The organism is Devosia sp. (assembly GCF_041917035.1).
GTDB lineage: Bacteria > Pseudomonadota > Alphaproteobacteria > Rhizobiales > Devosiaceae > Devosia_A.
Window position 1 is genome coordinate 1 of sequence record NZ_JAYRYM010000051.1, and the last position, 18,778, is coordinate 18,778.

Sequence of the window (18,778 nt, forward strand, 5' to 3'; positions counted from 1 at the left end):
GCGTCGCGGCAATCTGGTGGCGGCCGTGATGAATGCCCTTGCCACCTCGGGGCTCGCGCATGATCGCGCCGAGATCGAGATCACCGAATCGGTATTCCTCGAGCAGTCCGAACAGAGCCTCGAGACCTTGCGCCAGCTGCGTGCATTGGGGGTGCGGGTCGCCCTCGACGATTTCGGCACCGGCTACTCTGCGCTGAGCTACCTGCTCGCCTTCCCCTTCGACAAGATCAAGATCGATGGCGCCTTCGTCCGCGCCCTCAGCGACGCCCAGCATGCCCAGGCGATCGTGGCCGCCGTCGCCGACATCGGCGCCAAGATGCAGATGACGACAACGGCCGAGGGCATCGAGACGGCGGAGCAACTGCGCTCCGTCCACCTGGCCGGCTACACCGAGGCCCAGGGCTACCTGATCGCCCGCCCGATGCCGCGCGAGCAGGTGCGCCGCCTACTCAATGCCGCCTACGACACCATGCCCAGCCAGCCGTTCGAGGGCGCCCGACGTGCCGCCGGCTGAGGCCGGCTCGGCGGCGGCCGCTCCCGCGGCGGCGTCAAGAGGTGACGCGAGGGACTGGCGGTTCGTCGTCGCATCGGCGATCGGCATGCTGCTGTTCGGACTGCTGCTGCGCTACGTCGCGCACCTGCACACCGGCGGCCAACCGGGTCTTGCCGCCTATGCCGTTGCCCTGTGCCGGTGGGATTGCCTGTGGTACGTCGATATCGCGACAGGCGGCTACGACCCGCACCCCAACAACGAGGGTCAGGCCGCCTGGGCCTTCTTTCCGATGCTGCCCCTGTTGCTCGGTCTCGCCCAGCGGCTGAGCGGCCTCACCGGCCCCCTCGCCGGGATGGGCCTCGGCGCCTTTGCCATCGGCGCCGCCGCCGTGGCGTCGTGGCCGCTGTTTGCCGGCGATCGCCGCGCCTACCTCGTCGCGACGGTGCTCCTCCTCGCCGGTCCCGGCGCGGTCTACTTCACCACCGGATACTCCGAGAGCCTGTTCGTGCTCTTCACCGTTCTCGCCTTCGTCGCCCTGCAGCGCAGCGACTACGCAGCCGCAGGTCTCGCCACCGCCTGCCTCTCCGCAACCCGCCTGGTCGGGATCGTGATGGTCATCGTCATCGTGCTGCATGCCGTGCTGGCAGCGCGGCGCGCAGGCTGCCGCTGGCGCGACGTACCCGCCGCTCTCCTCGGCGACGGCCGGCTGTTCTTCGGCGTCGCGCTCGCCCCGCTCGGCCTGTTCGCCTACATGGCCTTTCTCTACCTGACGGTCGGCGACGCTCTTGCCTTCATGCGCGCCCAGGAGGCCTGGGGCCGCTATCTCGACTGGCCCTGGCTGCAGCTCTGGGAAGGGCTGACGTCGAGCTTTCTCGCCTACGTCATCTGGTCGATCAGCGCCGTCGTCGGCCTGCTGCTTGCCGCCCTGCTGCTGGCCCGGCGGCGCACCACCGAGGGCCTCTTCTGCGGCCTCGGCCTCGTCATCCCGCTGTCGAGCGGCGTCATCTCCATGCCGCGCTTCATTGCCGGACAGTTCCCGTTCTACCTTCTGCTCGCCCAGGCCGCATCACGACGCGGCTGGCACGCGATCCTCGCAGGCCTCACCGGCGTCGCGCTGGGCTACCTGTCGGCCCTGGGATGGCTTTCCGACGTCAGCTACCTGACATGAGCGGCATCCGCCTCACCCGCTGGCACTGGGGCGCCGCCGCACTGCTGCTCGCCGAGCTGGCCGTGGCCCTGCTGGTGCTGATGCCCCGACCGAGCGCCGCCTACCGGGCGCAGTTCATCGATCGGGCCGACTGCTGGCATGGCGGGGAGGGGGGCGACTACCTGCTCGGCCAGCCGGTCGTTCCGCGTTTCGATACGCCCGAGGCCGGGCCGGACGGCATCTTCGTGTGTGGCTGGCTTACCCTCGACGATGGCGCCTGGAGCCTCGGCGGCGGCGCGCATCTCTACTTCCGCCTGCCCCCGCTCGCCGGTCCCCTGCGGCTCGAACTCGAGGCCCGCGCGCTGGTCTCGTCGAGCCATCCCGTCCAGCGGGTCGAGATCGATGCGGACGGCGAGGTCCTGCCCACCTTCCGCCTGGCCAACCGCGATGTCGAGCGCATTGCCGTCGACATTCCCCCCGAGCCCGCCCTCGACGGCGCGCTCGATCTGCGTTTGCGCTTTCCGGATGCCGTCAGTCCCCGGCGCATCGGCGCCGGCCAGCATCGCGGCGCCCTGGCGCTCTTCGTCCGGTCGGTGACGCTGAGTCAGAAATGAAACGAGGCGGGGTTCGCTCCCCCGCCTCGGTCATCTGCCGTGAGCGGATGGCTCAGAGCTTGTCGGTGATCATGGTCGTGTAGGCGCCTTCCGGGGCCTTGGAGATGATCTTCTGGTCGACCAAAGCCTTGATGGTGCGCTCATAGGCGGCCATGTCGAGCGCCGGGTCGGCCGCATCGACGAGCTTGGACACCTCGCCCACCATGTAGCGCTGGTGCGCCAGTTCGGCGGCGCCGGTATCGTCGGAGTCGACGACGATCTGCGCGGCCTCGTCGGGATTGTCGAGTGCGTACTGCCAGCCCTTCATCGAGGCCTTCACGAAGCGGGTGTAGGCGTCGACCTTGGCCGGGTCCTGCAGGGTCGGCTCCATGACATAGAGGCCGTCCTCGAGCAGGTCGTTGCCCATCTCGGTATAGTTGAAGATGGTCAGGTTGTCCGGGCCGTAGCCCGCGTCCAGCGCCTGGCCGTACTCGTTATAGGTCATCACCGAGATGCAGTCGGCCTGCTTCTGGATCATCGGCTGGATGTCGAAGCTCTGCTGCAGCACCTTGACGTCGCCGCCTTCGGCCGTCGACAGGCCTTCCTTGTTCATCCAGGCGAAGAACGGATACTCGTTGCCGAAGAACCAGACGCCGAGCGTCTTGCCCTTGAAATCGGCGACGGAGGTGATGCCGGTTTCCTTCGGGCAGATCATCATCAGCGCGGCGCGCTTGAACGGCTGCGCGATATTGACCAGCGGCACGCCCTTGTCGCGAGCCGCGGCGGCACCACCCATCCAGTCGACGATGATGTCGGCGCCACCGCCGGCAATCACCTGCTCCGGCGCAACGTTCGGGCCGCCCGGCAGGATGGAGACGTCGAGGTTTTCCTCGGTGTAGAAGCCCTTCGCCTTTGCGACGATGTAGCCGGCGAACTGCGCCTGCGTCACCCATTTCAGCTGCAGCGTCAGCTTGTCCTGGGCCATTGCGGCCGAGGCGGTGAGCGCCATCGCGCCTGCCGCCAATGCCAGAAGAAGTTTCTTCATGCTCGTTTCCCTTACCCCTGTTACGCCCGACCACCACGGCCAGGCGGACTTTATGCCCGCCAATCTCGGCCAGGCGGACTTCAAGTCCGCCCACCTCGGATCGACGGATGCCAGAAGGTCACCGCGCGCTCGATGAGTGCGATGACCCCGTAGAAGGCAGAACCCGCAACCGCCGCCACGGCGATTTCTGCCCAGACCAGGTCGATGTTGAGTTTTCCGACCTCGGTCGATATCCGGAAGCCCATTCCCACGATGGGCGTCCCGAAGAATTCCGCTACGATTGCGCCGATCAGCGCCAGAGTCGAGTTGATCTTCAACGCGTTGAAGATGAACGGTGCCGCCGCCGGCAGCCGCAGCTTGTACAGCGTCTCCCAGTAGCTGGAGGCATAGGTGCGCATCAGGTCGCGCTCGATGCTGCTCGATGCATTGAGCCCGGCAACCGTGTTCACCAGCATCGGAAAGAACGTCATGGCGACGACGACAGCAGCCTTGGAAGGCCAGTCGAAGCCGAACCACATCACCATGATCGGCGCGATGCCGATGATCGGCAGCGCCGAGACGAAGTTGCCGATCGGCAGCAGCCCGCGTTTGAGGAACGGCGAGCGGTCGACGAGGATGGCGACGACGAAGCCCGACCCGCAGCCGAGCACGAACCCGGCGAGCACCGCCTTGAAGGTCTGGACGAAATCGGCGGCCAGCGTCGGCACCGATGCGACCAGCCGCTCCCAGATCTGGCTCGGCGCCGGCAGCAGCACCTGCGGCACGTTGGCCCCGCGGGTGACGATCTCCCAGGCGAACAGCAGCGACAGGCCGAACACCACCGGGATCAGCAACCCGAACGCTTCTGGCGTGCCACCCTGGCGGATCGACCGGGCGAGGCGCTCGACGAACAGCCAGGCGAACAGCCAGCAGGCAACCAGCGCCAGCCAGAACCAGCCGGGCTCGACGTCGAACAGCGCCAGCGCATCGAGCAGCGCCCATGCCCCGAATGCGGCGAGTGCGCCGTCGATCCAGGGCGAGACCGGCACGAAGAACCGCAAGGCGGTCAGCAGCCCGGCGATGCCGAACAGCAGCAGCGGCGTCGACAGGCCACCGGCGAGGCCGAACAGCAGCGTCAGCGCCGCGAACAGCACCGCCGCGACGGCGAGCGTGACCTGCGGCCGGCTCATGCCCGCACCCCCATCCGGCGGTTGGCGAGTGTCTCGCCCCAGCCGACGAGGATGACGAGGACGGCGGCGAGCGCCGCGGCGATGAACAGCGCCGCCCAGATCTGGATCGTCTGGCCGTTATACGAGCCGGTGAGCAGACGCACTCCGAGCCCGCCGCCGGCGCTGTTCGACAGTTCGCCCACCACCGCGCCGATCAGCGAGATGGCGATGCCGACCTTCATCGAGGCAAACAGGATCGGGATCGACGCCGGCCAGCGCAGCTTCCAGAAGACCTGCCAGGCCGAGGCATTGTAGGTCCGCATCAGGTCGAGCTGGATGATCTCCGGCGTCCTGAGGCCCTTGACCATGCCGACCACGACCGGGAAGAAGCTCAGGTACATCGAGATCAGCGCCTTGGGGACGATCCCGGTGACCCCGACCGCGCCGAGCCCGACCACGACCATCGGCGCGACGGCGAGGATCGGCACCGTCTGGCTCGCGATGATCCACGGCATCAGCGAGCGATCCGAGGCGTTGTTGTGGACGATCATCACGGCGAGCAGCACGCCCAGCAGCGTGCCGAGCGCAAAGCCCGAGAGCGTCGCCCCGAGCGTGATCCCGGCGTGGAAGGCCAGCGAGCGCGGCGCGGTGATGGCCGAGCCGAACAGCCCGGTCCAGATCGCGCCCACCACCTGGTGCGGAGCGGGCAGCACCGGCTTGTCCTGCGCGTAGGTCTGCAGGACAAACTCCACTGGTCCCGGCACGACGCCCGCCCGTCCGTTCAGCGTCTGCTGCCACGGCGCGTTCATCACCACGGCCATCGCGTACCAGAACAGCACGATGACGCCGAGGACCACCAGCACCGGCAGCGCCTTGCTTCGCATGCCCGCTACTCCTCGTAGCTGTGCCCGGCGCGCAACCCCTCGCGCACCCGGTGGGCGATGGCGAGGAATTCCGGCGTCTCGCGGATGTCGAGCGGGCGCTCGCGGGGCAGGGGGCTGTCGATGATGTCGGTCACCCGGCCCGGCCGCGGGCTCATCACCACGATCTTGGTACTGAGGTACACCGCCTCGGGGATCGAGTGGGTAACGAAGGCGATGGTCTTGTGCGTCGCCGCCCAGAGCTTCAGGAGCTCCGAGTTGAGGTGGTCGCGCACGATCTCGTCGAGCGCGCCGAACGGCTCGTCCATCAGCAAGAGGTCGGCGTCGAAGGCCAGTGCCCGCGCGATCGAGGCGCGCTGCTGCATGCCGCCCGAAAGCTGCCAGGGGAACTTCCTCTCGAAGCCCGTGAGGTTGACCAGTTCCAGCGCCTTCTGCACCCGGGCGGCGCTGTCGCGGTAACCCATGATCTCGAGCGGAAGCGCTACGTTGCGATCGATCGTCCGCCAGGGCAGCAGCGCCGGCGCCTGGAACACGTAGCCGTACGACCGGCTGGCCCGGGCCTCGGCCGGCGCGACGCCGTTGACGGTGATCGTCCCCGACGTCGGCTGTTCGAGGTCGGCGATGACCCTGAGGAACGTCGTCTTGCCGCAGCCGGACGGGCCGATGAACGAGACGAACTCGCCCTTGTTGATGTCGAGATTCACATCCGACAACGCCAGCACGTCGCCGTCACCGGTCTTGAATGTCAGGCCCAGGCCCCGGGCGGAAACCACCGACGTCAAATGCAAACCCCCTGCACGTTATCTATACGACCTCCCGCCCGCGCTGGTTGCGGTCGGTCGTCGGATACCCACCGCCATCACACCCCGCTCTGCGGAATGCCGGTCCGTTCCACCTTGCGCGGTGCCATGATGTCCTTCCATGTCGAAAGCGCCCGGTTCACCGGATTGTTCGGCTCGCGGCCGACGAACTGGCCGTGGCCCTGCTGCGCATCGACCTTGTCCTCGGTCACCGAGACGCGGCCCCGCGTCAGCACGAAACGCGGCAGCCCGGTGACCTCGATCCCCTCGAACACGTTGTAGTCGATCGCCGACTGCTGCCTGTCCGCCGAGATCGTCTTCTTGCGCTTCGGATCCCAGACCACGAGGTCGGCATCGGCACCCACCAGCACCGCGCCCTTCCTGGGATAGAGCCCGAGGATTTTGGCGATGTTGGTCGAGGTCACCGCGACGAATTCGTTCATCGTCAGGCGGCCGGTATTGACGCCCTTCGTCCACAGCACCGGCAGCCGGTCCTCGAGCCCGCCCGTCCCGTTCGGGATCTTGGCGAAATTGCCGATGCCGCTGCGCTTCTGCGCGGTGGTGAAGGCGCAGTGGTCGGTCGCCACCACCTGCAGCGAGCCCGCTTGCAGCCCGGCCCACAGCGAATCCTGGTGCAGCTTGTTGCGGAACGGCGGGCTCATCACCCGGCGGGCCGCATAGTCCCAGTCGCGGTTGAAGTACTCGGTCTCGTCGAGGGTGAGATGCTGGATCAGCGGCTCGCCATAGACGCGCATGCCCTTCTGCCGGGCGCGCCGGATCGCCTCGTGCGCCTGCTCGCAGGAGGTATGGACGATATAGACCGGCACGCCGGCCATGTCGGCGATCATGATGGCGCGGTTGGTCGCCTCGCCCTCGACTTCCGGCGGCCGCGAATAGGCGTGCGCCTCCGGGCCGTTATTGCCTTCGGCCAGCAGCTTCTGCGTCATCGAGGCAACCACGTCGCCGTTCTCGGCATGCACCAGCGGCAGGGCGCCCAACTCGGCGCAGCGCTGGAACGAGGCGAACATCTCGTCGTCGTTCACCATCAGGGCGCCCTTGTAGGCCATGAAGTGCTTGAACGAGGTGATGCCGCGATCGACGACGTCGGCCATCTCCTTCCACACCTGCTCGCCCCACCAGGTGATCGCCATGTGGAACGAGTAGTCGCAACTCGCCTTGCCGGTCTTGTTGTCCCACATCTGCAACGCTTCGAGCAGCGACTGGTTGGGACTGGGGAGGCAGAAATCCACCACCATGGTGGTGCCGCCACTGAGCGCTGCCCGGGTGCCGGACTCGAAATCGTCCGACGAGTAGGTGCCCATGAACGGCATTTCGAGATGCGTATGCGGGTCGATCCCGCCCGGCATGACGTAGCAGCCCGAGGCATCCAGCACCTCGCCGCCCGACAAGTGCTGCCCGATCTCGGTGATCCGGCCGCTCTCGACGCGGATGTCGGCGGTGTAGGTGAGGTCCGCCGTCACGACGGTGCCGTTCTTGATGATCTTGCTGGTCATGGCATCTTCCTGTGTGTGCTATGAAAGCCCTCACCCGTCTCGGCCTGCGGCCGATCCACCCTCTCCCCGACGGGGAGAGGAACAGAGGGTGCCTCGCTCAACTGTCTTGCTGCAGACGCCGCCCTTGCGGCTCGCGCTCCCCTTGTTCCTCTCCCCGTCGGGGAGAGGGTGGCCTGCGCATAGCGCAGGTCGGGTGAGGGGGTCCCAGCGATCACGGCGCGGATGGACTCCAGCACACCGTCACGGTTGCGCAGGACATCGTTGTTCCAGAACCGCAGTACCGAGTACCCTTGGCCCAAGAGAAAGGATGTCCTTTGGATGTCCCGATCAGACTCCGCGTGCTGACTGCCGTCGAGCTCGACGATCAGCGCGGCCTCACGGCAGGCGAAGTCAGCGAAATACCGCCCGATCGGCATCTGCCGGACAAACTTGAGCCCATCAAGGTTGCGGTTGCGCAGCACATACCAGAGCCGGTTCTCAGCATCCGTAGCCTGCTTCCGCAAAAGCCGTGCCCGCGAGGTTCCTGTCTTCCTCTTCCAGTCGGGGACCGGGTGGTGCGCATCGCCGGATGAGGCGGGGGCATCGGCAACCATCGCGTCTCGAAACGCCTCCATTCTCAGCCCACCGCATTCCCAGGTGCGACGCAAAGCAGCGTCTCTCGTTGCGCCGCGACAACGCCATCGGCGATTTCGAGCAGGGTCCGCTCTACGAATCCATCCGGCTTCATGAGGCGATCTCCGCCGTCTCCAGCACCGCGCGCAACAGCACGTCAGTGCCCGCCGCCGCCCACTCCTTGCTGATGGCTTCTGCCTCATTGTGCGAAAGACCGTCGACGCACGGACACATGATCATCGCCGATGGCGCCACGCGATTGATCCAGCACGCATCGTGGCCGGCCCCCGAGACGATGTCGCGATGCGAGTAGCCGAGTTCCCTGGCGGCGGCCCGGATGTTGCCCACCAGCGTCTTGTCGAACGTCACCGGGTCGAAATGCCCGACCTGCTCGATTTCGAAGCCGATATCCAGCCCCTCGGCGACGGTCTCGATGCCGCCCCGGATGCGCGCATCCATCTCGTCCAGCACGTCCTTGTTGGGCGAACGGATGTCGATGGTGAACACGGCCTTGCCCACGATGATGTTGCGCGAGTTCGGGTAGACCTGGACATGCCCCACCGCGCCCACGGCGTCGGGCTGGTAGTCCATTGCCACCTCGTGCACCAGTTCGATCACCCGCGCCATGCCCAGGCTGGCATTGCGGCGCTTCGGCATCGGCGTCGAGCCGGTATGCGCTTCCTTGCCGGTCAGCGTCACCTGCAGCCACTTCAGCCCCTGGCCGTGGGTGACCACCCCGATATCGACATTCTCGTCCTCGAGGATCGGGCCTTGCTCGATGTGCAACTCGTAGTAGGCGTGAATCTTCCGTGCCCCGACGACCTCGTCGCCGCGCCAGCCGATCCGCACCAGCTCCTCGCCGAAGCTCTTGCCGTCCTTGTCCTTGTGCGAATAGACGTCGGCCTGATCGAGCACGCCCGCGAACACGCCGGAAGCCATCATCGCCGGGGCAAATCGTGCCCCTTCCTCGTTGGTCCAGTTGACCACCACGATCGGGCGACGCGTCCGGATATCGAGATCGTTGAGCGTGCGGATCACCTCGAGCCCGCCCAGAACGCCCAGCACCCCGTCATAGCGCCCGCCGGTCGGCTGGGTGTCGAGGTGGCTGCCGACATAGACCGGATCGAGCCCCGGCTCCGTGCCCTCGCGACGGGCGAACATGGTGCCCATCTGGTCGAGCCCCATGCTCATGCCGGCGGCCTCGCACCATTTCTGGAACACCGCCCGGCCCTTGGCGTCGTCGTCGGTGACCGTCTGCCGGTTGGAGCCACCCGCAACCCCCGGCCCGATCTCCGCCAACTCGTGGATGGAGCCCCACAGGCGCTCGGGGTCGATACGGAGGTTCTCGCCGGGAGTTGGCATGCGTCTATATCCTCGATGTCTCGGAATCCCCTCGCCCCTCTGGGGAGAGGGTGGCTGGCGAGTATCGCCAGCCGGGTGAGGGGCCGATGTCAACGCCATCGACGATGGCGCTCAGCATCAAGAACACTCCCTCAAGGTCGCTCAGCACGTCATTGTTCCAGAACCGCAGAACGGAGTAACCCCGCGCGTTCAACAAGGCTGTGCGTGTCAGGTCAGTTGCCAAGTCTGCGTGCTGGCTCCCGTCCACTTCGATGACCAGCATCAGGTCGCGGCAAACGAAATCAGCGATGAACGGCTCGATCGGAAATTGGCGTACGAACTTCAGTCCGCGCACGCTGCGATTTCGAAGGAAGTTCCAAAGGCGTCGCTCTGCCTGGGTCTCTCGCCGCCGCAGTGACCTGCCTCTGCTGACGGCGTCTGGCGTCAGCTTCCGGCCCCTCACCCGGCTTGGCTTCGCCAAGCCACCCTCTCCCCGGAGGGGCGAGGGGATGCTCGAGCCGCGGTTGCTGGGGCCTTCGACCATCGCTTATTTCTGGCTCGGGAAGCTGAACTCCGCGCCGCCCTTGATGCCGGCGGGCCAGCGGGCGGTGATGGTCTTGAGCCGCGTGTAGAAATGCACCCCTTCCGGCCCGTAGATCGAATGGTCGCCGAACAGCGAGCGCTTCCAGCCGCCGAACGAGTGATAGGCGACCGGCACCGGGATCGGCACGTTGATGCCCACCATGCCGACCTCGATCTTGTCGGCGAACTCGCGCGCCGCATCGCCGTCGCGGGTGAAGATCGCCGTGCCATTGGCATATTCGTGGCCGTGGATCAGGTCCACCGCATCCTGGTAGCTGTGCGCCCGCACCACCGAGAGCACCGGTCCGAAGATCTCCTCGCGATAGATCTTCATGTCGGGCCTGACGCGATCGAACAGCGTGCCACCGACGAAGAAACCGTTCTCGTAGCCCTGCAGCGAGAAACCTCGCCCGTCGACCACCAGTTCTGCCCCCTGCTCGACACCGGAGTCGATGTAGCCGACGATCTTGTCACGCTGTGCCCGGGTGACGATCGGGCCCATCTGGGCGTCCTTGTCAGTTGCCGGGCCGATCTTGAGCGCCTCGACGCGCGGCTTGAGCTTGGCCACCAGCGCGTCGGCGGTCTTGTCGCCCACCGGCACCGCCACGGAAATCGCCATGCAGCGCTCGCCTGCCGAGCCGTAGCCGGCGCCCATCAGCGCGTCGGCCGCCTGGTCCATGTCGGCGTCGGGCATGACGATCATGTGGTTCTTGGCGCCGCCCAGCGCCTGCACGCGCTTGCCGGCCTGCGTGCCCCGCCGGTAGACGTACTCGGCAATCGGCGTCGAACCGACGAAGCTCACCGCCTTGATGTCGGGATGATCGAGAATGGCATCGACGATCTCCTTGTCGCCGTGCACGACATTGAGCACGCCATCCGGCAGCCCCGCCTCCATCAGCAGCTGCCAGGCGAACATCGGCGCCGAGGGATCGCGCTCCGAGGGCTTCAGGATGAACGTGTTGCCGCAGGCGATGGCCAGCGGATACATCCACATCGGCACCATGGCCGGGAAGTTGAACGGGGTGATGCCGGCCACCACGCCGAGCGGCTGCCGGTCCGAGTAGCTGTCGATCGAGGGGCCGACATTGCGGCTGAACTCGCCCTTCACCAAATGCGGTATGCCGCAGGCGAAATCGACGCAGTCGATGCCGCGCGCCAGTTCGCCCAGCGCATCGTCATGCACTTTGCCGTGCTCGAGGCTGATCAGCCGCGCCAGCTCGTCGGCGTGTTTCTCGAGCAGTTCCTTGAACTTGAAGAACACCCGGGCGCGCTTCATCGGCGTGGTATTGGCCCAGGCCGGCAGGGCGGCCCTGGCCGCCGCTACCGCGGCCGCCAGTTCGTCGACACTCGACAGCGGCAGGGTGGCGATCGCTTCGCCGGTGGCCGGATTGAACACCGGCTGGCTGCGACTGCTCGTCGAGGGGACCAGCTTGCCGCCGATCGCATTCTGAATGGTCTTCATCGCGGTCCTCCGCTCGAATATGGAACGTTCGTTCCCCGTATAGAACGATCGTTCCGTGTCACTCAAGCGTCTTCAGGATGCTTGCCAGAGTGCCGATCAACTCGTCGATCTGCGCCTTCGAGATGATCAGCGGCGGGCTCATGGCGATGATGTCGCCGGTGGTGCGGATCAGGATGCCCTGCTCGAACGCCTTCACGAAGGCCGAGAAAGCCCGCTTGGTCGGCGATCCGGCGATGGGCTCGAGTTCGACGGCCCCGATCAGGCCAAGGTTGCGGATGTCGATGACATGCGGCAGCCCCTTGAGCGAATGAAGCGCGTCCTCCCAGTACCCGGCGAGTTCGGCGCCACGGGTCAGCAGGCCCTCTTCCTTGTAGGTCTCCAGCGTCGCGAGGCCCGCCGCCGAGGCCACCGGGTTGCCCGAATAGGTATAGCCGTGCATGAACTCGATGACGTGCTCGGGCCCCTGCATGAAGGCGTCGTGGATTTCCGAGGTGACGAGCACCGCACCCATCGGGATGGTGCCGTTGGTGAGCCCCTTGGCGGTGACCATGATGTCCGGCGTGACGCCGAAATAGTCCGCCGCGAATGGCGTGCCGACGCGGCCGAAGCCGGTGATGACCTCGTCGAAGATCAGCAGGATGCCGTGCTTCCTGGTGATGTCGCGCAGCTTCTGCAGGTACCCCTTGGGCGGGATCAGCACGCCGGTGGAGCCGGCCACCGGCTCGACGATCACCGCCGCGATGGTCGAGGCGTCGTGCAGCGTGACGATGCGCTCGAGCTCGGTTGCGAGGTCGCCGCCCGTCTCGCGCTCGCCGCGGGTGAACTGGTTCGCCCCCGGCGTATGGGTGTGCGGCATGTGGTCGACGCCGGTCAGCAGCGTCCCGAACATCTTGCGGTTGGTGACGATGCCGCCCACCGAGATGCCGCCGAAATTCACCCCGTGGTAGCCGCGCTCGCGTCCGATCAGCCGGAACCGGGCGCCCTCACCCTTCACCCGGTGATAGGCCAGCGCCACCTTGAGCGCCGTCTCCACCGATTCCGAGCCGGAATTGGTGTAGAGCACGTGATTGAGGCCCTGGGGTGCGATCGAGACCAGCGCATTGGCCAGCTCGAATGCCTTGGGATGGCCCATCTGGAACGCCGGGGCGTAGTCCATCTCGGCCGCCTGCTCGGCGATCGCCTGGACGATGCGCGGGCGGCTGTGTCCGGCGTTCACGCACCACAGGCCCGCCGTGCCGTCGAGCACCTTGCGACCGTCGGACGTGGTGTAGTGCATGTCCTTGGCAGCCACGAACATGCGCGGTGCCTTCTTGAACTGCCGGTTCGCGGTGAACGGCATCCAGAAGGCGCTGAGATCGTTGGGCGTGACGTTGCGGCGGTCGGACACCTTGCGCTCCTCGGCAGTCTCTTGTTGAGGTCAATGGTCAGGTTTGTTTGCCACTTGACCTTTGGACGTGTTATCCAGAAATTTGACCAGTTGGAAAAAACGTTATCACTCCCATGCCGCCGATCAAGGTGAAAATGCTCGACTCCGGGGACGGCAAGGGTGCGGCAAAAGCTGCCCGGACGCCGCGGCCGCGCGCGCAGACGCGCATCCAGCGCGAGAAGCAGGACGTGATCCTCGAGGCCGCCCTCGATGTGTTCAGCCGCGAAGGTTTCCGGGGCGCTACCATCGACCAGATCGCCGAGGCGGCGGGGATGAGCAAGCCCAACCTGCTCTATTACTTCCCGCGCAAGGAAGAGATCTACAAGCGGCTGATGACCTCGATGCTCGACGTCTGGCTGACGCCGTTGCGCGAGCTGGATTCGGTCGGCGATCCGGTGCCCGAAATCCGCTCCTACATCCGCCGCAAGCTCGAGATGAGCCGCGACTTTCCCCGCCAGAGCCGGCTCTTCGCCAATGAGATGCTGCAGGGGGCGCCGCGCATCCTTGATGTGCTCGAGGGAGACCTGAAGCAACTGGTCGACGAAAAGGCCCGGGTGCTCGAGGGCTGGATGCAGGCCGGCAAGATCGTTCGCACCGACCCGTACCACCTGATCTTTGCCATCTGGGCGACCACGCAGCATTATGCCGACTTCGACGTGCAGGTGCGCGCCGTCCTCGGCAAGGACCGCGGCGGCGAGGGGCGCTTCGAGGATGCGGCGCGCTTTCTCGAGAACCTGTTCATGCGCGGGGTGTTTCCGCATAAGGACTGACTGCCGGGTGAGCATCGAGGGTGCGCATGTTCTGGAAGACCGTTCGATCCCCGGACCTGTGGCCCCTCGCCGATGCCGCGGTGCTGGCTGTCGCCAATCTGGTGGTTTGGATCGTCCACCCCTGGCTGTCCCTGTCCTTCGCCTGGCGTCGACGGCGCTGGCCGACCTTCGCCACACCCGCCGCCGTCTCCGAGCTGGTGCAGTGGCGCAAGGTCTTCGATCGCAATCCGTTGTTCGCGGTCCTGGCCGACAAGCAGCGGGTGAAGGACTGGGCGCGCAACAAGGTTCCCAGCATCAGGACAGCGGAGGTTCTCTGGTCGGGGACCGTGGCGGCCAACATTCCCGACGAGCTTGTCGCGCCCGGATACGTGATCAAGACGAACCACGGTACCTCGACCAACTACTTCCCGCACCGGGAGAGGAAGCCGCGGGCTGAAATCAACCGGCAGCTGGATACATGGCTGGCGCAGCGTTTCGACCGCGAGCTGCAATGGGCCTACGGGCAGTTCGCGCCGTGCATCATCGTCGAGCGACTGATCGGCGACGGCCGGGCCCTTCGCGAGATGACCTTTCGCTGCTGCGATGGAAAAGCGGTCACGGCCTATGTCTACAATGCCCAGAAGACCGCCGATGAACAGCGTGCCTGCTTCAGCGGCGACGGCGAGCGGTTTCCCCACGAGACCGGACTTGCGAGGGACCGCCGCCTGCCGGACGACTTCCGGGTGGGACCGGACTTCTTCGAGGCGAGGGCGATCGCCGAGCAGCTGGCCAGCGGCCTCGATTTCGTGCGCGTCGATCTGATCTGGGACGGCCCGGACCTGTATCTGTGCGAGATGACCCTCTACCCCGATTCCGGGTTCGGAGATGAGCACCGCACGCACACCGCGGGCACGATCTACCGCGCCTGGCTCGGCGCCATCGAACGGTCGTGGTTCCTGTCCACCCGGCAGTCCTGGCCGCTGTCGCTCTACGCTGCCGCGTTCCGCCGGTGGGCCGCCGCCCGGCTGCAGTCCCAGGTGCGCGCCATCCCCGTGTCGGCCGAAGGAACCGTGTCGTGAGTGCCACCGACCGGATGATCCTCGCGCTGGTCAACCTGCTGCTGTGGCTGCGCTATGCCTATCACCATGCCGACTTCAGCTGGCGCAAGCGCCGCCTGGCGCAGTTCGCAGCGCCCCGGCGGCTGAGTGAGCTGGTGCAGTGGCGCAAGCTCGTCGACCACGATCCGCACTTCGTGACACTGACCGACAAGCTCGGCGCCAAGGCCTGGGTGGCGGAGCGGGCGCCCGACCTGCCGCAACCCGAGGTGATCTGGGTCGGCGAGCGGGCCGCCGATCTCCCCGAGGCCCTGGTCGGGCCGGGCTACGTCATCAAGACCAACCACGCCTCGCACCAGAACGTCTTCCCCGACCGCGAGGCGTTGCCGCGGTCCGAACTCGAACGGCGGCTCGATGTCTGGCTGTCCCGGCCCTACAAGGTCGAGCAGCAATGGGCCTATCTGGGGATCAGGCCCAGGCTGTTCGTCGAGCGTCGCGTCGGCGATGGCCGGCCGCTGTTCGACATCAGCTTCCGCATCCACGCCGGGGTCGCCAGCGCCGGCCATGTCGCCACCGACTTCAAGACCTCCGCCGCCCGCGACGGCTACTTCTATCCGGACGGCCGGCGCATCCGGCTGGGTCCGGATCCGGCGGCCCTGCCGGACGATTTCGTGCCACCGCCGTCCTTCCACCGGGCGCGCGCCTTCGCCGAGCGGCTCGGGCGGGATGTCGACTACTATCGGGTCGACTTCCTGTGTACCGAGGACGAGGCCTATTTCGGCGAGATCACCCTCTATCCGGCCGCAGGCATGGGCGGTGACGGTGATCCGGCGAAGCTGATCTATCGCAGCTGGCTGGCCTGCATCGAGCGCAGCTGGTTCCTTGCCACCCCGCAGCCCTTTCCGCTCTCGCTGTACCAGGGCGCGTTCCGGCGCTGGGCCCGGGTTCGCAACGCCGAACTGGCGCGGCAGGCGCTCACGGCTCCCTGATCAGCGCCAGCGCCAGCAGCCCGCATACCGTCACCAGCGCGCCGACGATGACGCTGAGGCTGACCCAGCCATGTCCGGCGACGCCCTCGAACACGATGACGAAGGCCGGCACGATGTAGCCATAGGCAATGACCTTGGCCGCCGGCAGGTGCTGGCTGGCGAACTGGATCAGGAAGAAGCAGATCGCCGTCGGGCCGATCGCCAGGTAGACGATCACCCACCAGACGACGGGCGGCAGGTGCAGCCAGTCCACCGCCACGATCTCGGGCAGCCCATATCCGGTGATCCACAGCGCGGTGGCTGTCAGCGTCCAGAAGCTGAGGACCAGCGGCGCCTCGCCCCGGGCATAGCGCCGGAGCAGCGGGGTATAGAACGCATAGGCGATGCAGCCGATCAGATAGATGAGCTCGCCCCGGCCGATGTCGAAGCCCAGCAGGGCCTCGAGGTCGCCCCGGAAGATCACCCACACCGCGCCGGCTCCGGCGATCACCAGGCTGACCAGCACCAGCGGACCGGATCGCTGCCGCACGATGAACCAGGCCGTAACCGCCGTCATCAGCGGTACCAGCGTATAGACCGCACTGGTCGCCACCGGCAGCGTCATGGTCAGGGCGATGAACATGGTGACGAAATAGATCGCCATCAGAAAACCCATCACCGCGAAGCGCCAAGGCGCCCTGGGCCAGCTGAAGCGGCGTCGCGCGACGCCGAAGGCGAATGCACCCATCAGGGCGCTGGCGAGCACGAAGCGAACCGCATTGAGCGGCGCAGGCGCGAGGTGCGGCACGGCCAGCGCGCCGAAGGTGAACGAGCCGGCGATCAGCGCGGCGAACAGCAGCATGGCGAGGTGCGACAGCACCCGTTGCCGCCCATCCGCCCGGGCTTCGACTTCCGCGCCGGTCTCGCTCATGGCGGGCCCCCTCAGAGCGACGTGGCAATCACCAGCAGGAACGCCCCCACGAGGCTCGAATTCAGCATTGTCGCGGTGAAGTGCGGCGTGCGTTCGTCGCCCTTGTAGCGCCACAGCGGGTGAAACAGCACGGTCGCGAGCACGAGGAAGACGATCATCGCGACACCGCCGAGGATGCCGCAGATGGCGTAGAATGGCGCCAGCACCGTCAAGGCTCCGCCCGCGATCTGCAGCCCGACGCCGAAGCGGACAGTCGGCCTGGCCAGCGGAAACGGTCGCTTGGCCAGGATGCCGCTCAGCCGCTCGACATGGCGGGTGTTCCGGACGCCGTAAGCGACGAAGACGCCGCCGAGCAGCAGATGCGCAATGAACGTAATGAACCAGGTCACGTGGCCCTCCCCCCTGTTGGCCAAGCTCTGACATGTCCGTGACAGGCTGGGCAGGCCAAATCGGCTTTGCCCACCGCTTCCCTCGCCTCGCTCGCCACCCGGAGCGGGCCTGTGGCTTGCTCAGCTGCCGGTCAGCCGCACCGGCTGGGCAAAGGTGAAGCCGCCGCGCATTGCCTTGGCGCGGTACAGGGCCTCGTCGGCCGCCTGCACCAGAGCGGCAGAGGTATCCGCATCGTCGGGCGCCAGCGCGATGCCGATGCTCGCCTTGACGCCGAAGACCTTGCCACCGAGCTCGAACGGCGCGCCCAGCGCCAGGCCGACATCGGCGGCCAGTTCGGCGAGCTCCTCGCGGGATGTCGGCGCGGTCCTCAGGATGCCGAACTCGTCGCCACCGATGCGCACCACCAGGTCGCCGTCTCTGGCCAGGCGCCCCAGACGTGTGCCCACGATCCGCAGCAACTCGTCTCCGGCGCTGTGCCCCAGCGTGTCGTTGACCTGCTTGAAGCCGTCCAGATCGAGGTAGAGCAGCGCCGCGGACCGGTTCGCCGCGAAGGCGGCATCGAGCCGCTGATCGAAGGCGAGGCGGTTGCCGAGGCCGGTCAGGCTGTCCTGCGCGGCCAGCGTCTGCGCCTGTCGGCGACGCTCCTCGAGCTGCCGGGTGATGCCGTACATGCGGTAGACGAGGTAGGCCACGCCACCGAGGAAGACGGCCGAGACCATCAGGCGCAGCGGCGCCAGCACCAGGAATACCTCGCTGCCGAGCAGGCGCGGCGACCAGGCGAGTTCAAAACCGGTGCCGGGGACAATGAGGGTCGCCCCCGACTCGATCTCTGATCCTGCCGGCACGAAACGGGCGTCCTCGAGCAGGTAGTCGTGCGCAATCTGCGCCGCCATGTCGGCGCCCGGCGTCGCTCCCTGCCTTGTCAGCACGGACAGCGCCACGCGTGCGCGCTCCACTTCATGATTCACAGCGGAGTGGTCGATCGTCTGCACGGCGAACAAGGCCGCGCCGACCACGGTGGCGGCGACGAAACACAGTGCCGCAAAGGACAGGATCATCAGGCGAACCGGGTCCGGGTCGGTCCTTCGCCGCGCAAGACCAGGCCCCGCGACTCGCCCGGGCCGTGACATTGCCAGATAGTGCTGCGCCATGTCGGTTCTCTCCGATGTGGGAGAACCTATGGCCGGCGCCTTGTCCAATCGTTTATGCGGCCATCCGGGCCGACGAGATGGTGAACGAGGCGTTAAGGCCTCACTCGGCGGGTTCGATCGCCTTGGCCATCGGGTTGTTCGGATGGGTGGTCCAGTTCGCGTAGGCGGGCTCCACCGACCGGCCGGTGCGCTGGTCGATCATTCCCGGTTCGAGCTGGATCATCGTGATGCAGTCCTCGACCGGACACACATTGACGCACAGGTTGCAGCCGACGCACTCGTTTTCCAGCACTTCGAAATGCCGAACGCCGTCCCTGGTCTTGCTGATCGCCTGGTGCGAGGTGTCCTCGCAGGCGATGTGGCAGCGGCCGCACTTGATGCACTTGTCCTGGTCGATCCGCGCCTTGGTGATGTAGTTCAGGTTGAGGAACTGCCAGTCCGTCACATTGCGCACGGCGCGGCCCTGGAAGTCCTCGAGCGTGCGGTGCCC

At 66.7% G+C, this 18,778-nt stretch carries 20 protein-coding genes; 6 read left to right on the plus strand and 14 right to left on the minus strand.

The genetic code is table 11. The features are described from left to right. From ACE3TU_RS07820 to ACE3TU_RS07830, 3 genes are all read left to right on the plus strand, one after another. The coding region (locus ACE3TU_RS07820) for an EAL domain-containing protein (RefSeq protein ID WP_374622392.1) at positions 1-514 on the plus strand (514 nt) is incomplete at its 5' end. Continuing rightward, entirely contained in the window at positions 501-1,661 is a 1,161-nt protein-coding gene (locus tag ACE3TU_RS07825; protein ID WP_374622394.1) for a hypothetical protein, read from the plus strand. The genes ACE3TU_RS07820 and ACE3TU_RS07825, both read left to right, overlap by 14 nt. Beyond that, positions 1,658-2,254: a hypothetical protein gene (locus ACE3TU_RS07830; RefSeq protein WP_374622397.1), complete on the plus strand. Its 597-nt coding sequence runs from the start codon at positions 1,658-1,660 to the stop codon at positions 2,252-2,254. The genes ACE3TU_RS07825 and ACE3TU_RS07830 overlap by 4 nt, the downstream gene beginning before the upstream one ends. Before the next feature lie 52 nt (positions 2,255-2,306). Here the strand turns inward: ACE3TU_RS07830 and ACE3TU_RS07835 are convergent, their stop codons facing one another. The 10 genes from ACE3TU_RS07835 to ACE3TU_RS07880 all read right to left on the minus strand — a co-directional run bounded on the left by ACE3TU_RS07835 (position 2,307) and on the right by ACE3TU_RS07880 (position 13,005). Continuing rightward, positions 2,307-3,278 carry an ABC transporter substrate-binding protein gene (locus ACE3TU_RS07835; RefSeq protein ID WP_374622400.1) on the minus strand — a complete coding sequence of 324 codons (972 nt, stop codon included), beginning with the start codon at positions 3,276-3,278 and terminating at the stop codon, positions 2,307-2,309. A gap of 80 nt (positions 3,279-3,358) precedes the next feature. Then, positions 3,359-4,447, minus strand: coding sequence for an ABC transporter permease (locus ACE3TU_RS07840; protein ID WP_374622403.1), 1,089 nt, complete (start codon positions 4,445-4,447; stop codon positions 3,359-3,361). Next, positions 4,444-5,310, minus strand: coding sequence for an ABC transporter permease (locus tag ACE3TU_RS07845; RefSeq protein WP_374622406.1), 867 nt, complete (start codon positions 5,308-5,310; stop codon positions 4,444-4,446). The genes ACE3TU_RS07840 and ACE3TU_RS07845 overlap by 4 nt, the downstream gene beginning before the upstream one ends. A 5-nt stretch (positions 5,311-5,315) precedes the next feature. Then, on the minus strand, positions 5,316-6,089 hold the full coding sequence (locus ACE3TU_RS07850; protein WP_374622408.1) for an ABC transporter ATP-binding protein: 774 nt from the start codon (positions 6,087-6,089) through the stop codon (positions 5,316-5,318). A 77-nt stretch (positions 6,090-6,166) separates the two neighbouring features. Beyond that, complete coding sequence (gene hydA / locus ACE3TU_RS07855) at positions 6,167-7,621, minus strand: dihydropyrimidinase (protein ID WP_374622411.1); 1,455 nt, start codon at positions 7,619-7,621, stop codon at positions 6,167-6,169. Further along, complete coding sequence (locus ACE3TU_RS07860) at positions 7,618-8,436, minus strand: endonuclease domain-containing protein (protein ID WP_374622414.1); 819 nt, start codon at positions 8,434-8,436, stop codon at positions 7,618-7,620. The genes hydA and ACE3TU_RS07860 overlap by 4 nt, the downstream gene beginning before the upstream one ends. Beyond that, complete coding sequence (locus ACE3TU_RS07865) at positions 8,345-9,595, minus strand: Zn-dependent hydrolase (protein ID WP_374622416.1); 1,251 nt, start codon at positions 9,593-9,595, stop codon at positions 8,345-8,347. Before ACE3TU_RS07865 ends, ACE3TU_RS07860 begins: the two co-directional genes overlap by 92 nt. Before the next feature lie 4 nt (positions 9,596-9,599). Continuing rightward, positions 9,600-10,037, minus strand: coding sequence for an endonuclease domain-containing protein (locus ACE3TU_RS07870; RefSeq protein ID WP_374622442.1), 438 nt, complete (start codon positions 10,035-10,037; stop codon positions 9,600-9,602). Positions 10,038-10,121: 84 nt separating this feature from the next. Then, on the minus strand, positions 10,122-11,618 hold the full coding sequence (locus tag ACE3TU_RS07875) for a CoA-acylating methylmalonate-semialdehyde dehydrogenase (RefSeq protein ID WP_374622419.1): 1,497 nt from the start codon (positions 11,616-11,618) through the stop codon (positions 10,122-10,124). Positions 11,619-11,676: 58 nt separating this feature from the next. Continuing rightward, complete coding sequence (locus tag ACE3TU_RS07880) at positions 11,677-13,005, minus strand: aspartate aminotransferase family protein (protein ID WP_374622421.1); 1,329 nt, start codon at positions 13,003-13,005, stop codon at positions 11,677-11,679. 134 nt (positions 13,006-13,139) lie between these two features. Here ACE3TU_RS07880 and ACE3TU_RS07885 point away from each other — a divergent pair, with 134 nt between their 5' ends. From ACE3TU_RS07885 to ACE3TU_RS07895, 3 genes are read left to right on the plus strand one after another with little or no spacing between them, the layout of a single operon-like run. After that, positions 13,140-13,814 carry a TetR family transcriptional regulator C-terminal domain-containing protein gene (locus ACE3TU_RS07885; RefSeq protein ID WP_374622424.1) on the plus strand — a complete coding sequence of 225 codons (675 nt, stop codon included), beginning with the start codon at positions 13,140-13,142 and terminating at the stop codon, positions 13,812-13,814. A gap of 26 nt (positions 13,815-13,840) precedes the next feature. Next, on the plus strand, positions 13,841-14,872 hold the full coding sequence (locus ACE3TU_RS07890) for an ATP-grasp fold amidoligase family protein (RefSeq protein ID WP_374622426.1): 1,032 nt from the start codon (positions 13,841-13,843) through the stop codon (positions 14,870-14,872). Further along, positions 14,869-15,837 carry an ATP-grasp fold amidoligase family protein gene (locus tag ACE3TU_RS07895; protein WP_374622428.1) on the plus strand — a complete coding sequence of 323 codons (969 nt, stop codon included), beginning with the start codon at positions 14,869-14,871 and terminating at the stop codon, positions 15,835-15,837. Before ACE3TU_RS07890 ends, ACE3TU_RS07895 begins: the two co-directional genes overlap by 4 nt. On the opposite strand, the gene ACE3TU_RS07900 is transcribed toward ACE3TU_RS07895, so the two are convergent. From ACE3TU_RS07900 to ACE3TU_RS07915, 4 genes are all read right to left on the minus strand, one after another. Beyond that, a complete protein-coding gene (locus tag ACE3TU_RS07900; RefSeq protein WP_374622430.1) occupies positions 15,824-16,747 on the minus strand; it encodes a DMT family transporter in 924 nt (307 codons plus the stop codon). The genes ACE3TU_RS07895 and ACE3TU_RS07900 overlap by 14 nt on opposite strands. Positions 16,748-16,758: 11 nt before the next feature. Further along, entirely contained in the window at positions 16,759-17,136 is a 378-nt protein-coding gene (locus ACE3TU_RS07905; protein WP_374622433.1) for a hypothetical protein, read from the minus strand. A gap of 120 nt (positions 17,137-17,256) precedes the next feature. Further along, positions 17,257-18,195: a diguanylate cyclase domain-containing protein gene (locus tag ACE3TU_RS07910; RefSeq protein WP_374622436.1), complete on the minus strand. Its 939-nt coding sequence runs from the start codon at positions 18,193-18,195 to the stop codon at positions 17,257-17,259. Positions 18,196-18,388: 193 nt separating this feature from the next. Next, on the minus strand, positions 18,389-18,778 hold a 390-nt coding region (locus ACE3TU_RS07915), incomplete at its 5' end, for a 4Fe-4S dicluster-binding protein (RefSeq protein ID WP_374622439.1).